We start from the raw sequence: 12,764 nt of genomic DNA, 5'->3' as shown, positions 1-12,764 counted from the left end.
CACTGACTATGCTATCAGGCAGGGATGGACAGCGAAGAAGTCACCTGAAGGATGACGCGGACAAACATAATAACCATAACCACACACGAGGTTTCATGATGGAAGGTCAACAGCATGGCGATCGGCTAAAGCGCGGCCTTAAAAACCGCCATATTCAGCTTATTGCGCTGGGAGGCGCTATCGGTACCGGCTTGTTTCTCGGTAGCGCATCCGTCATCCAAAATGCAGGTCCCGGTATTATTCTGGGCTACGCAATTGCCGGTTTTATTGCCTTCCTGATTATGCGTCAGTTGGGCGAGATGGTCGTTGAAGAACCGGTGGCCGGTTCATTTAGTCATTTTGCCTACAAATACTGGGGCGGCTTTGCGGGCTTCGCTTCCGGCTGGAACTACTGGGTTCTTTACGTGCTGGTCGCGATGGCCGAGCTGACCGCGGTCGGGAAATACGTTCAGTTCTGGTGGCCGGAAATTCCTACCTGGGTTTCTGCGGCCATTTTCTTTATCGCCATCAACGCGATCAACCTGACTAACGTCAAAGTGTTTGGCGAAATGGAGTTCTGGTTCGCTATCATTAAAGTTGTCGCCGTCGTGGCGATGATCCTGTTCGGCGGCTGGCTGCTGTTTAGCGGCAACGGCGGCCCGCAGGCCACCGTACGCAACCTGTGGGAGCAAGGCGGATTCCTGCCGCACGGCTTCACCGGGCTGGTGATGATGATGGCGATTATTATGTTCTCGTTCGGCGGTCTGGAGCTGGTGGGTATTACCGCCGCAGAAGCGGATAACCCGGAACAAAGCATTCCAAAAGCCACTAACCAGGTTATCTACCGTATTCTGATTTTCTATGTGGGCTCGCTGGCCGTTCTGCTTTCGCTGCTGCCATGGAGCCGCGTGACCGCCGATACCAGTCCGTTCGTCCTGATTTTCCATGAGCTGGGCGATACCTTTGTCGCTAACGCCCTGAATATCGTGGTCCTGACCGCGGCGCTTTCGGTGTATAACAGCTGCGTTTACTGCAACAGCCGTATGCTGTTCGGCCTGGCCCAGCAGGGTAACGCGCCAAAAGCGCTGATGAGCGTCGATAAACGCGGCGTGCCGGTCAACACTATTCTGGTCTCCGCACTGGTGACCGCGCTGTGCGTCCTGATTAACTACTTCGCGCCGGAATCGGCGTTTGGTCTGCTGATGGCGCTGGTAGTTTCTGCCCTGGTGATCAACTGGGCGATGATCAGCCTGGCGCATATCAAATTCCGTCGCGCTAAGCAGCAGCAGGGCGTGGTGACCCGCTTCCCGGCGCTGCTGTATCCGCTGAGCAACTGGATTTGCCTGCTGTTCATGGCGGGAGTACTGGTGATCATGCTGATGACCCCTGGCATGGCGATCTCCGTTTACCTTATTCCGGTATGGATTGCCGTTCTCGGCGTCGGCTACCTGTTTAAGCAGAAAACGGCCAGCACCATTAAAGCATAATCATACATCTCCTGAATCTGTGCCCGCCCGCCGCTGGCGGGCACAGCGCATTGTTATCTGCTTCACACTTTCCCCCTGATAACCGATTTATCCATATCGTTAACCCTTTCCTACAACGCATTTATTTATTACCCGACTAATAATTCTCTCCATACCGCAACGGGGAGATCGCCGCGATGAATGGCAATAAGCTTTCAGTTAAAGAGAAAATAGGCTACGGGATGGGTGATGCCGGATGCAATATCATCTTCGGTGCCATCATGCTGTTTGTTAACTATTTTTATACGGATATTTTTGGCCTCGCACCTGCGCTGGTGGGTGTATTACTGCTCTCTGTACGCGTTATTGATGCGGTTACCGATCCGATTATGGGGGCGATGGCCGACCGTACCCGCAGCAAATATGGCCGTTTTCGTCCATGGCTGCTGTGGATTGCCTTCCCGTACGCGCTGTTCAGCGTCCTGATGTTTACCACGCCGGAGTGGACGTACAATAGCAAGGTTATCTATGCTTTCGTCACCTACTTCCTGCTCTCGCTGACCTATACCGCGATTAACATCCCCTACTGCTCACTGGGTAGCGTGATTACGAATGACCCGCAGGAACGCGTGGCCTGCCAGTCCTATCGCTTCGTGATGGTCGGTATTGCCACTCTTCTGCTATCCCTGACGCTGCTGCCGATGGCGGACTGGTTCGGCGGTGAGGATAAAGCCAAAGGCTACCAGATGGCGATGACCGTGCTGGCGTTTATCGGTATGTGCATGTTCCTGTTCTGCTTTGCCACCGTTCGTGAGCGCGTAAAACCCGCAGTCCAGACCAACGACGAGCTGAAAAAAGATCTGAAAGACGTCTGGAAAAACGACCAGTGGGTTCGCATCCTGCTGTTAACGCTGTGCAACGTCTGTCCGGGCTTTATTCGCATGGCCGCCACCATGTACTACGTCACCTGGGTTATGCAGCAAAGCACCCATTTCGCCACGCTGTTTATCAGCCTTGGCGTGGTCGGGATGATGATCGGTAGTATGCTGGCGAAAGTTCTGACCGACCGCTGGTGTAAACTGCAGGTGTTTTTCTGGACCAATATCGTCCTGGCCGTTTTCTCCTGCGCGTTCTATTTCTTCGACCCGCACGCCACCATGATGATTATGGCGCTCTACTTCCTGCTGAATATCCTGCATCAGATCCCCTCACCGCTGCACTGGTCGCTGATGGCCGACGTTGACGACTACGGCGAATGGAAGACCGGCAAACGCATCACCGGCATCAGCTTCTCCGGCAACCTGTTCTTCCTGAAGGTCGGTCTGGCTATCGCCGGCGCGATGGTTGGCTTCCTGCTCTCCTGGTACGGTTACGATGCTGGCGCGAAACAGCAAAGCGCATCCGCGATTAACGGTATCGTACTGCTATTCAGCGTTATCCCCGGCGTCGGCTATCTCATTACCGCGGGAGTGGTGCGTATGCTGAAGGTTAACCGCGAATTTATGAGGCAAATTCAGTCTGACCTCGAGAAACGCCGGGTCAACTATAGCGAGCTCAATGACTATCAGGAACTGAAAACCGGCGAACATGTAAGGAAAGCGTAATGAAAAACTGGCCGAATCCATTTATTGAACAACGCGCGGACCCGTATATTCTGCGCCATCAGGATAGCTACTACTTTATTGCCTCGGTGCCGGAGTACGACCGTCTGGAAATCCGTCGCTCAGCCACCCTTGAAGGCTTGCGCGACGCGCAGCCGGTGGTCGTCTGGCGTAAGCCGGACAGCGGCCCAATGAGCCAGCTCATATGGGCCCCGGAACTGCATGAGATTGACGGAAAATGGTACATCTACTTTGCGGCAACCCACACGCACGACCTGGATGCGCTGGGGATGTTCCAGCACCGCATGTTCGCGCTGGAATGCGCGGACAGCGACCCATTAACCGGTAAATGGCAGGAAAAAGGGCAGATTAAAACGCCGCTTGATACCTTTGCGCTGGATGCCACTACCTTCCGCCATCAGGGCAAACAGTGGTACCTGTGGGCGCAAAAAGACCCTGACATTAAAGGCAACACCAACCTCTATCTGGCTGAGCTGGAAAATCCGTGGACGCTAAAAGGCAAGCCGGTGATGTTGAGCAAACCTGAGTTCGACTGGGAGTGCCGAGGTTTTCTGGTGAACGAAGGCCCGGCGGTACTGTTCCACGGCGACAAGCTGTTCGTCAGCTATTCCGCCAGCGCCACCGACGAAAACTACTGCATGGGCTTACTGTGGATAGACGTTAGCGCCGACCCGCTCCGGCCGGAAAACTGGCATAAAGCGCCGCAGCCGGTATTCCGCACCAGTTATGAGAATCGTCAGTATGGGCCCGGACACAATAGTTTTACGCAGACGCAGGAGGGAGAAGATGTGCTGGTGTACCACGCGCGTAACTACACCGAAATCGAAGGCGACCCGCTGTACGATCCAAATCGTCATACGCGCCTGAAGCTCATTCGCTGGCAAGAAAACGGGATGCCTGATTTTGGCATCCCGGCAGCAGACACGTATTAAGAGTCATGCCTGCCCGCCAACGGGCAGGCGCTTAAATCAGCGTACCGTAAATGGTCAGCAGCGCCATAATCACCACCACCACCAGCGATGTTTTCTTCGCCATGGAGACCGCCGCCTTCGGCGTGGCCACTTTATCCACGTGCGGCTCACGCGCCAGCGAATACTGTGCCAGACGCGTCAATACCTGATACTGAGAAGAGTGGCGGTCGCCCAGCGAGGCAAACCACGCCGGTAAGGCTTTTTCCCCGTGTCCAACCAAAGCGTACACCACGCCGACCAGGCGTACCGGAACCCAATCGACCACGTGCAGAATACCGTCGATACCCGACTGTAAGCGATGGCGCGGCGTCTGATAACGCGCCAGCCACGTTTGCCAGGCCCGCAGCGTACAGTAGGCGATCAGGGTTAACGGCCCCCACGGCCCGCCGACCACAAACCAGAACAGCGGAGCAAGATAATAGCGGTAGTTAATCCACAGCAGCGCATTTTGCAGCTCGCTCAGATACTCACGCTGGTCGCAGCCGGGCGGTACGCCGTGGATCAGGGTAAGTTCACTGGCCATGGCGTCGCAGGCGCGGCTATCATCGCGCGCCGCGGCCTTCAGGTAGGCGTGATAGTGCAAACGGACTTTACCTGCGCCGATGCACAGCAGGCCCAGCAGGATCCAGAACACCAGCAGCGGAACGTTAAACAGCAGCCCCTGCAGCAGGCGCTGAATAATAAACACCACTGCCGCCGCCGCGACCGTCATCAGTACGGTTGTCAGCAGGGAATAATGCTTTATCCGGCGAAACAGCACTTCCAGCCGATGATCGAGCTGCCAGTGCTCGCCCAGCTTAAACAAGCGCTCGGCAATGAGGACTAACAGCGTAGTGAACAACGTCATGGCATCTCCTTATTCTGACGACGGGGTTAACAGACCGCGAAATTTTACCCAGTCAAAAGCCGGGCCGGGATCCGTTTTACGCACTGGCGCAATATCGCTATGGCCGGTGATATTGTCGGCTATCGCCGGATAGAGCGGGATAAGCTGACGGGTAACGGCTGCCAGCTGCTGATACTGCGCGTCGGTATAAGCCAGCTCGTCGGTCCCTTCCAGCTCAATGCCTATCGAAAAATCGTTGCAGCGCTCGCGCCCGTGATAGCTTGAAACACCCGCGTGCCACGCGCGCTTGTCGAAAGGCACATACTGCACGATTTCACCATCGCGGCGAATCAGACAATGCGCCGAAACGCGAAGATGGGCAATCTCGGCAAAGAAAGGATGGGCATGGGGATCGAGCGTACCGCTGAACAGGGCATCAATCCACGGGCCGCCAAATTCGCCGGGCGGTAGGCTTATATTGTGCACCACCAGCAAAGAGGGAGTTTCATTATCCGGACGACTATCTTGATGCGGCGAAGGTACCCGACGCGCCTCGACCAACCATCCCCCGTTCAACTGCATGTTGAGTCTCCTTTTACTAGCTTATGCATTCGCGGCACCGCGTCCAACAAATCCCCGGCATCATACGCCCTGTCGCTCAGCGGACTAACGCCAAAAGCTGAAACCGCCGGCAAAATGAAGCGGATGTGGTACAAAAACGTTGTTCAGGTTAGCATGTTTCCCACTTCTGAATCTTATCTATCTGGAGCTTTATCATGACGCCTCGTCGCTACAATCCCGACCGCCGCCGTGACGCGCTGCTGGAGCGTATTAATCTTGATATTACCGATGCCGTCGCCCAATCCCTGCGGGAAGATTTAGGCGGTGAAGTGGATGCGAATAACGACATTAGCGCACAATTATTGCCGCAGGATGCGCGCTCGCATGCGGTCGTGATCACCCGCGAAGATGGCGTATTTTGCGGTAAACGCTGGGTAGAAGAAGTCTTTATTCAGCTTGCGGGCGATGACGTTAACTTCACCTGGCATGTTGCCGATGGCGATGCGGTAAAAGCAAACCAGCCGCTGTTTGAGCTGGATGGCCCTTCGCGTATTCTGCTCACCGGCGAGCGCACCGCGCTTAATTTCGTGCAGACGTTGTCCGGGGTGGCGAGTGAAGTCCGCCGCTATGTCGATCTGCTGGCGGGCACCAAAACTCAGCTGCTCGATACGCGCAAAACGCTGCCGGGTCTGCGCACGGCGCTGAAGTACGCGGTCTTATGCGGCGGCGGTGCCAACCATCGCCTGGGCCTCTCCGATGCCTTTCTGATTAAAGAGAATCATATTATCGCTTCCGGCTCGGTACGGCAGGCGGTTGAAAAAGCGTTCTGGCTACACCCTGATGTGCCGGTAGAAGTGGAAGTCGAAACCCTTGAAGAGCTGGACGAAGCGCTGAAAGCCGGCGCCGACATCATTATGCTCGACAACTTCACTACCGACCTGATGCGCGAAGCGGTCAAACTCACCCAGGGTCAGGCGGCGCTGGAAGTCTCCGGCAACGTCACATTCGATACCATCCGTGAATTTGCCGAAACCGGCGTCGACTACATCTCCGTTGGCGCGTTGACGAAACACGTGCGCGCCCTCGACCTCTCTATGCGTTTTCGCTAATCCCCCTGCCCCGGTTTTCACTTTATGCCGGGGCTCGCTTTTGCGAACTGACTCGCATGCCAATAATCCCTCCATGCAAGCGGCCCAAAAAGCCTGGAACCCGGCTTCCTTAGGCGAAATCTGCGGCTCGTATCGCTAAAAAAAGCCCGGCAAAGTGCTCCCGAAGATAACAAGGAGCAACTTATGAACAAACAACATGGCTTTACCCTCATCGAACTCATGGTGGTCATCGGGATCATCGCCATTCTCAGCGCAATCGGCATTCCGGCCTATCAGAACTACCTGCGAAAAGCGGCGCTTACCGACATGCTACAAACCTTCGTCCCTTTCCGTACCGCCATTGAGCTATGCGCGCTGGAGCACGGCGGATTAACCCCCTGCGATGGCGGAAGCAATGGGATCCCCTCCCCCGCAACCACCCGCTACGTCTCCGCTATGACCGTAGCGACGGGCGTTGTCACGCTCACCGGCCAGGAAAGTCTCAATGGCCTGAGCGTCACTATGACGCCGTCCTGGGATAACGCTAACGGTATCACCGGCTGGCAGCGCGTTTGTAATATTACCGGCGATAGCGCACTCAAGCAGGCCTGTGAAGATGTGTTCCGTTTTAACTGAGGGGGCGGCAATGAAAACTGAACAATTGATCCCCCTGTGCCAGCGCTACAAGGCATTGCTGCTCGATAGCGATGAACACACCATTGCCATCGCCGTAGTCGATGCCCCTGCGCCGGAACTCATGGAAGCCCTGCGCTTCGCGACTCAGAAAAGGATTGATATCGAATGCTGGAGCCAGGACCGGATGGACAAACGGCTGCAGACGCCGGGAATATCAACGCTCGCCCCACCTGTTGAAGCCTCAGCCAGCGTCGTTGAACAGGTGAATAACCTTCTCGAACAAGCCCTGCGCCAGCGCGCGTCTGATATTCATATCGAACCCGGCGACGATCGCCTGAGAATTCGCCTGCGGGTAGACGGCGTACTCCATTCTCTTGCGCCGCTAGCCGCGGAGCTCGCCGCCCCAATCACCGCCCGACTTAAGGTGCTCGGTAATCTGGATATCGCCGAACATCGGGTACCGCAGGACGGTCAGTTCACCCTCACGCTCTCCGAGCGTCCGATCTCGTTTCGGATCGCCACGCTTCCCTGCCGCGGAGGGGAGAAAATCGTTCTGCGTTTACTACATCAGGTTGAACAAGCGCTGGACCTGGAGGCGCTGGGGCTCTCCTCCCAGCAGCTTGCCGCCTTCCGCTCGGCGCTAAACCAACCCCAGGGCCTGATGCTGGTTACCGGTCCGACGGGAAGTGGGAAAACCGTCACTTTATACAGCGCGCTACAGGCGCGGAATCGCGACGAGGTCAATATATGCAGCGTTGAAGATCCGCTAGAGATCCCCATTGTGGGGATGAATCAGACGCAGATTAACCCCCGGGCGGGTTTAACCTTTCACAGCGTACTGCGCGCCCTGCTCCGTCAGGATCCTGATATCGTAATGGTGGGAGAAATACGCGATGCGGAAACCGCTGAAATCGCGATAAAAGCAGCGCAGACCGGGCACCTGGTGCTCTCAACGCTGCACACCAATTCAACCAGTGAAACGCTGGTCCGCCTGCAGCAGATGGGCGTTGCACGCTGGATGATCTCATCCGCGCTTTCGCTGGTGGTTGCTCAGCGTCTGGTACGCAAGCTGTGCCCCCACTGCCGGCGGGAAACCGGCAGTTCGGCTGATGTTCCGCACAGCCTGTGGCCGCGGGCGCTTCCTCGCTGGCAGGCTCCGGGCTGTCAGCACTGCTATCACGGCTACTACGGTCGCCTGGCGCTCTTTGAGCTGCTACCCGTCAATACCACGTTACGGCAGGCGATAACTCAAGGTCTTAGCGCCGGGGAGATCGAGTCCCTGGCAAGGGAATCCGGCATGATGACGCTATTTGAGAGCGGCTGCCTGGCCGTCGAACGCGGGATGACCAGTCTGGAAGAAGTGGTACGCGTGTTGGGGATACCGCATGGCGACTAAACGACTGTGGCGCTGGCGCGGTATCACTCTCCAGGGCGCTCCCTGCCAGGGAACGCTCTGGCAGGATAATCGTCCGGAGGCATTGCAGGTTCTACAGCAGCAACGAATTATCCCGCTGACGCTGCGCCGCTGTAGCGTGCAAAACGCCCTCTGGCATCCGCGCTATAGCGGTGAAATCATCCGCCAGCTGGCGGCCCTTCTTCAGGCCGGCCTCCCGCTGGCTGAGGGGCTGGAACTGCTGGCTCAGCAGCAGCCCAATGCGCAATGGCAAGCGTTGCTGCAAACCCTGGCAGAGGATCTGGCGCAGGGCATTTCGCTTTCAGGCTCTCTGGAAAAATGGCCTGAAGCGTTCCCCCCGTTATATCTGGCCATGATCCGCACCGGTGAGCTTACCGGTAAACTGGAGCTATGCTGCGCCGAGCTGGCCCAGCAGCAGCGAGAACAGCTGCTCCTTACCGAGAAAGTGAAAAAAGCGCTGCGCTACCCGCTGATTATTTTGACTCTGGCGCTGCTGGTGGTCATGGGAATGCTGTGTTTCGTCTTACCGGAGTTTGCCGCTATATATCAAACTTTCAACACCCCGCTACCGTGGCTGACCCGCGTGGTAATGAGCGTCGGTGAGGGGCTAACTCGCTTTTGGCCATTGCTCGCGGCGCTGGGTATTTTGCCTGCGATACTCAACCGGCTGATTTGCCAGCGGCCAGGCTGGCTGCTGTATCGCCAGAAGCTGCTCCATACGCTGCCGGTGTTTGGCAAACTGCTATGCGGCCAGCGGCTTAGCCAGATTTTTACCGTACTCGCCTTGACGCAAAGCGCCGGTATCAGCTTTCTGCAAGGGCTGCAAAGCGTAGAGGAAACCCTGAATTGTCCGCTGTGGCGACAGAGGCTCCGCCAGGTTTGCCGGCAAATTACCCACGGCGATCCCATCTGGCAGGCGCTCGCCAACAGCGGAGGATTTACGCCGCTGTGTCTACAGCTGATTCGTACCGGTGAAGCTTCAGGTTCGCTGGATACCATGCTGGCTAATCTGGCTCGTCACCATAGCGAGCAGACGCATCAGCAGGCAGATAACCTGGCCACCTTACTGGAGCCAATGATGCTGGTTGTAACCGGAACGATTGTCGGCGTGCTGGTGGTGGCGATGTATTTACCCATTTTTCATCTGGGCGACGCCATTAGCGGGATGGGGGGATAACGCTGGCGCAAACGCGCCAGCGAGCGGCATTACAGGCTGTTGAACACGCGGTTCTCTTGTTCCTGTACGCGAATAAAAGTCGTACGTTTAGTCAGTTCTTTCAGCCGTGAAGCACCAACGTAGGTGCACGCGGAGCGCAGGCCGCCAAGAATATCGCGCGCGGTGTGTTCAACCGGGCCGCGCAGAGGCAGCTTAACGGTTTTGCCTTCCGCCGCACGATACTGGGCTACGCCGCCAACGTGACGGGTCATCGCCGACTCGGAGCTCATGCCGTAGAACAGCATGAATTTTTCACCGTTTTCTTCAACCACGGTGCCGCCGCTCTCTTCGTGACCAGCCAGCATACCGCCAAGCATAACAAAATCTGCGCCGCCGCCGAATGCTTTAGCCACATCTCCGGGCATAGTGCATCCGCCGTCGCTGATAATCTGCCCGCCCAGGCCGTGCGCCGCGTCGGCACATTCAATCACGGCGGAAAGCTGCGGATAGCCGACACCGGTTTTCACGCGGGTTGTACATACGGAGCCCGGGCCGATGCCAACCTTCACGATATCGGCGCCAGAAAGAACCAGCTCTTCGCACATTTCGCCGGTAACAACGTTACCTGCAATGATGGTTTTCTGCGGCCAGGCTTCGCGGGCTTTCGCGACAAACTGCACGAAGTGCTCGGAATAGCCATTCGCCACGTCAATGCACACAAAGCTAAGCTGCGGGTTCTGGATCAGAATCTGTTTGGTTTTTTCGAAATCCGCGTCGGAGGTCCCGGTGGAGACCATTACGTGCTGCACGACATCCGCAGATACGCTCTGAACAAACGCCTGCCACTGTTCAACGCTGTAATGCTTATGCACCGCGGTCAGAACGCCGAACGAAGCCAGAGCTTTAGCCATAGCGAACGTGCCAACGGTATCCATGTTAGCAGCAATAATCGGCACGCCAGTCCAGGTCTGGCCAGAGTGTTTGAAAGTGAATTCACGTTCCAGCTGTACGTCAGAACGGCTTTTGAGGGTAGAACGTTTCGGGCGGATAAGAACGTCTTTAAAACCAAGCTTCAAATCTTCTTCAATACGCATGTGCGAATTCCTGGGGTTAATTGCATTATTGTGAGAGCACAACTCCAGTGACGCTATCATACGCACGAATCATGGCCGCGCAAGACTGCGATTTTCACTTTTTTTACGCTACAATCGTATAAATTTACCTGGTGAATAGCCAAAAGCGAATTTGCGATATCCCATCGCTGGCGTATCATTTTTAACCATTTGATTTACATGCGCAAAAAAAAAAGAATAGGTGGTGACAGCGCTTTATCGGTTGATATTACGCCGGTAAACCCACTGTCGCAGTGGCGTCGTCGCGTCGTAAATAACGGCGCCGTTAGTGAAAAATGTGCATGTAGTCAGTTTCAGGATTGAGGTGTATGACATACACGGTAGCGTTAACAGGCGGCATCGGCAGCGGTAAAAGTACCGTAGCCGATGCATTCTCACACCTCGGGGTTAACGTTATTGATGCTGACATTATCGCGCGCCAGGTGGTAGAGCCCGGCACTCCGGGGCTCAACGCTATTGCTCAACGCTTCGGTCCGCAGATACTTAATGAAGATGGCACCCTTAACCGTCGTGCTCTGCGCGAGCATATTTTCGCTCATGCAGAGGATAAGAGCTGGCTAAACGCGCTGCTGCACCCACAAATTCAGCAGGAAACGCGTCGCCAGATGCAGCTTGCCACCTCGTCTTATATTCTCTGGGTTGTACCTTTATTGGTCGAAAACCGTTTGTCCGCCAAAGCCGATCGCGTGCTTGTTGTTGATGTGCCCAAAGAGACGCAGATAGAGCGCACGATGCTTCGCGATCGGGTCAGTCGGCAACATGCGGAACATATTCTTGCCGCTCAGGCCACGCGCGAGCAGCGCCTTGCCGTTGCGGATGATGTTATTGAAAATATGGGTTCGCCTGATGCCATCGCATCAGATGTCGCCCGCCTGCATGCAAAGTATCAACGGCTGGCATCGCAGGCCGCCTCACAGGAAAAACCGTAATGCATACCCCTGTTCTATTCGAACATCCGCTTAATGAAAAAATGCGCACCTGGCTGCGTATTGAGTTTTTGCTCCAGCAGTTGGCCGTACATCCGGCGATTACCAGCCATGCGGATGCACTTCACTTTTTCCGCAATATCGGCGACCTTTTAGATGTATTCGAACGCGGTGAAGTGCGTACCGATCTGATAAAAGAGCTGGATCGCCAGCAGCGGAAGCTGCAATCCTGGGCGGAAGTCCCTGGCGTTGATCGGGATCGTATCAACGAGTTGCGTCAGCAGCTGAAGCAATCTGGCAGTACGTTGATGTCGGCGCCGCGTATCGGCCAGTATCTGCGAGAGGATCGTTTGATCGCCCTGGTACGCCAGCGCTTAAGCATCCCAGGCGGCTGCTGTAGCTTCGATCTCCCGACGCTGCACATCTGGCTGCATATGCCGCAGGAATATCGCGATGAGCAGGTAGGCAAGTGGCTGGCCAGCCTGGAACCGTTGACCCAATCGCTGATGCTCATCCTCGATCTCATCCGCAACTCGGCCCCCTTCCGCAAGCAGACCAGCCTGAACGGTTTTTATCAGGACAACGGCGAAGACGCCGATCTGCTGCGTCTGCATTTGGATCTTGCCAGCCAGCTCTATCCCCAGATATCAGGCCATAAGAGCCGCTTTGCCATCCGCTTTATGCCGCTGGACAGCGAGCACGGTATCGTGCCGGAGCGTTTTGATTTTGAACTGGCCTGCTGTTAAGGAGAAAAGATGTCAGAAGAGATAACCGTCAACTGCCCAACCTGCGGAAAAATCGTGGTCTGGAATGAGCAGAGCCCGCATCGCCCGTTCTGTTCCAAACGCTGCCAGCTTATCGATTTAGGTGAATGGGCGGCGGAAGAAAAGCGCATCCCAAGCAGCGGCGATCTGTCGGATAGCGATGGCTGGAGCGAAGAAAAAGAGTAACTGACTCAGGGCGGGCACTCGCTGCCCCGCCCTAAT

13 protein-coding genes are annotated in these 12,764 nt (G+C 55.9%); 10 read left to right on the top strand and 3 right to left on the bottom strand.

What is annotated here, in order from left to right; translation table 11 throughout:
- Positions 1–95 precede the first annotated feature (95 nt).
- From aroP to BWI76_RS04860, 3 genes are all read left to right on the top strand, one after another.
- On the top strand, positions 96–1,466 hold the full coding sequence (gene aroP / locus BWI76_RS04870; RefSeq protein ID WP_102136210.1) for an aromatic amino acid transporter AroP: 1,371 nt from the start codon (positions 96–98) through the stop codon (positions 1,464–1,466).
- Between the two features lie 176 nt (positions 1,467–1,642).
- The gene (locus tag BWI76_RS04865; protein WP_004872145.1) at positions 1,643–3,049 is read left to right on the top strand and encodes a glycoside-pentoside-hexuronide (GPH):cation symporter; all 1,407 of its coding nucleotides are present in this window, start codon (positions 1,643–1,645) and stop codon (positions 3,047–3,049) included.
- Complete coding sequence (locus tag BWI76_RS04860; protein ID WP_004872146.1) at positions 3,049–3,999, top strand: family 43 glycosylhydrolase; 951 nt, start codon at positions 3,049–3,051, stop codon at positions 3,997–3,999. Before BWI76_RS04865 ends, BWI76_RS04860 begins: the two co-directional genes overlap by 1 nt.
- Positions 4,000–4,030: 31 nt before the next feature.
- Here BWI76_RS04860 and ampE read toward each other — a convergent pair whose 3' ends face one another.
- Both ampE and ampD read right to left on the bottom strand, forming a co-directional pair.
- The gene (ampE, locus tag BWI76_RS04855; protein ID WP_004872148.1) at positions 4,031–4,885 is read right to left on the bottom strand and encodes a beta-lactamase regulator AmpE; all 855 of its coding nucleotides are present in this window, start codon (positions 4,883–4,885) and stop codon (positions 4,031–4,033) included.
- A gap of 9 nt (positions 4,886–4,894) precedes the next feature.
- The gene (gene ampD / locus BWI76_RS04850; RefSeq protein ID WP_004872150.1) at positions 4,895–5,446 is read right to left on the bottom strand and encodes a 1,6-anhydro-N-acetylmuramyl-L-alanine amidase AmpD; all 552 of its coding nucleotides are present in this window, start codon (positions 5,444–5,446) and stop codon (positions 4,895–4,897) included.
- Between the two features lie 194 nt (positions 5,447–5,640).
- Here ampD and nadC point away from each other — a divergent pair, with 194 nt between their 5' ends.
- The 4 genes from nadC to hofC all read left to right on the top strand — a co-directional run bounded on the left by nadC (position 5,641) and on the right by hofC (position 9,740).
- Positions 5,641–6,534, top strand: a complete 894-nt coding sequence (gene nadC, locus BWI76_RS04845; protein WP_004872153.1) for a carboxylating nicotinate-nucleotide diphosphorylase — start codon at positions 5,641–5,643, stop codon at positions 6,532–6,534.
- A 183-nt stretch (positions 6,535–6,717) separates the two neighbouring features.
- Positions 6,718–7,149, top strand: a complete 432-nt coding sequence (ppdD, locus tag BWI76_RS04840) for a prepilin peptidase-dependent pilin (RefSeq protein ID WP_004872155.1) — start codon at positions 6,718–6,720, stop codon at positions 7,147–7,149.
- A 10-nt stretch (positions 7,150–7,159) separates the two neighbouring features.
- Positions 7,160–8,545, top strand: coding sequence for a type II secretion system protein GspE (gspE, locus tag BWI76_RS04835; protein ID WP_024360319.1), 1,386 nt, complete (start codon positions 7,160–7,162; stop codon positions 8,543–8,545).
- The gene (gene hofC / locus BWI76_RS04830) at positions 8,535–9,740 is read left to right on the top strand and encodes a protein transport protein HofC (protein WP_004872159.1); all 1,206 of its coding nucleotides are present in this window, start codon (positions 8,535–8,537) and stop codon (positions 9,738–9,740) included. Before gspE ends, hofC begins: the two co-directional genes overlap by 11 nt.
- A 29-nt stretch (positions 9,741–9,769) precedes the next feature.
- On the opposite strand, the gene BWI76_RS04825 is transcribed toward hofC, so the two are convergent.
- Positions 9,770–10,813 (bottom strand): GMP reductase, encoded by a 1,044-nt coding sequence (locus tag BWI76_RS04825; protein WP_049087180.1) that lies wholly within the window; start codon positions 10,811–10,813, stop codon positions 9,770–9,772.
- A gap of 347 nt (positions 10,814–11,160) precedes the next feature.
- Here BWI76_RS04825 and coaE point away from each other — a divergent pair, with 347 nt between their 5' ends.
- Genes coaE through yacG form a run of 3 tightly spaced genes read left to right on the top strand, consistent with a single transcriptional unit; the run spans position 11,161 to position 12,728 of the window.
- On the top strand, positions 11,161–11,781 hold the full coding sequence (gene coaE / locus BWI76_RS04820; RefSeq protein ID WP_004872162.1) for a dephospho-CoA kinase: 621 nt from the start codon (positions 11,161–11,163) through the stop codon (positions 11,779–11,781).
- Positions 11,781–12,524 (top strand): cell division protein ZapD, encoded by a 744-nt coding sequence (zapD, locus tag BWI76_RS04815; protein ID WP_024360317.1) that lies wholly within the window; start codon positions 11,781–11,783, stop codon positions 12,522–12,524. The genes coaE and zapD overlap by 1 nt, the downstream gene beginning before the upstream one ends.
- A gap of 9 nt (positions 12,525–12,533) precedes the next feature.
- The gene (yacG, locus tag BWI76_RS04810; RefSeq protein ID WP_004872170.1) at positions 12,534–12,728 is read left to right on the top strand and encodes a DNA gyrase inhibitor YacG; all 195 of its coding nucleotides are present in this window, start codon (positions 12,534–12,536) and stop codon (positions 12,726–12,728) included.
- The last annotated feature ends 36 nt before the right edge of the window (positions 12,729–12,764 follow it).

It is taken from the genome of Klebsiella sp. M5al (assembly GCF_002090195.1).
GTDB classification, from domain to species: Bacteria; Pseudomonadota; Gammaproteobacteria; order Enterobacterales; family Enterobacteriaceae; genus Klebsiella; species Klebsiella grimontii.
Note: the sequence above shows the minus strand (reverse complement) of the source record. Positions and strands in the feature narration are given on the sequence as shown.